The sequence below is a fragment of the Gordonia jinhuaensis genome, from assembly GCF_014639795.1.
Classification (GTDB): Bacteria; Actinomycetota; Actinomycetes; order Mycobacteriales; family Mycobacteriaceae; genus Gordonia_B; species Gordonia_B jinhuaensis.
The window spans coordinates 1-1,025 of the sequence record NZ_BMGC01000099.1; the positions used below are offsets into that span (position 1 = coordinate 1).

General features: G+C 56.8%; 2 protein-coding genes. Both read left to right on the forward strand.

Annotated elements, in window-relative coordinates:
* The first annotated feature begins 87 nt into the window (after nt 1-87).
* A complete protein-coding gene (locus IEW22_RS19800) occupies nt 88-255 on the forward strand; it encodes an acyl carrier protein (RefSeq protein ID WP_188589116.1) in 168 nt (55 codons plus the stop codon).
* On the forward strand, nt 252-668 hold the full coding sequence (locus tag IEW22_RS19805) for a holo-ACP synthase (RefSeq protein ID WP_229742940.1): 417 nt from the start codon (nt 252-254) through the stop codon (nt 666-668). The genes IEW22_RS19800 and IEW22_RS19805 overlap by 4 nt, the downstream gene beginning before the upstream one ends.
* Nucleotides 669-1,025: the final 357 nt, after the last annotated feature.

Consider the following 1,025-nt stretch of genomic DNA (forward strand, 5'->3'; position numbering starts at 1 on the left):
GATCGCGCTCGGCTTCCGCAACCTCAACCACTACATCTTGCGGTCACTCATCCACTCCGGCGGCCTGGCAGAACACCTACACGCACTCTGAATCAGGAAGAGCCACTTACGTCGCATGCGAGCGTGAACGTGATGCTTGCACTCGAAGATGAGTTCGACGTCGAATTTCCGGACTCGATGCTCAGGAAGGCGACTTTCGCTTCCATTTCAAACCTGTCGGATGCACTGCGACAGTTGATCGCGGAAGCAGCGTGATCTGGTCGACTTTTACCGGTGGCTTCAGGAGATCGACGGTGCCACGAATTTCGGTCGGTTGTGATCTGGTGGATGTTGCCGAGGTCGCGGAGTCGCTGAGCACGTTTGGCGAACGCTATCTCGCGAGGGTCTTCACGCCGGCCGAGGCGAGCGTATTGGATTCGTCGAACGGGGTGATGAGACTGGCTGCGCGATTTGCGGCGAAAGAGGCTGCGATTAAGGCACTTGGATTGTCGGGTCAAGCCACCCCGTTGCGTGAGATCGAGGTCGTGATGCGCGCGGAGGTACCAGTTCTCGTGTTGCACGGAAGCATGGCGGATCTGGCGACCGAGCGGCGGTGGACGGCGAATTCGCTGTCACTGTCGCACACCGATTCCAGCGCGATGGCCGTGGTGGTGGCCACGCATTCGTGACGTCTTCTTGGACTTGATACGTTCAGTATCTGTGTATAGAAGTCCCTTTACATACGTTGGGTATCTTTTGCCCTGCTCAGGGTGAGTAACGCTAATTACCGTTGGACACGACCGAGATTTCCTGTGCTCGTACCCGCCGTGTGTAGTCCATTTCGTGGACACTTGGTAGTTGGATTCATGCCGTGCGAATTGTGATGTCGATCTCGAGGCGAAAAAAATTTCGGAATTCGATTGCGATCCGTAATCGACGCTGGGCGGTGTCATACCCTCGAAGCAACGGTAGCCGAGAGGCGTTGGTGGACAGGGGTTGTAGTGGGGCGCAGGATGTTGACGATCGAGGATCGAGCGGAGATCGCC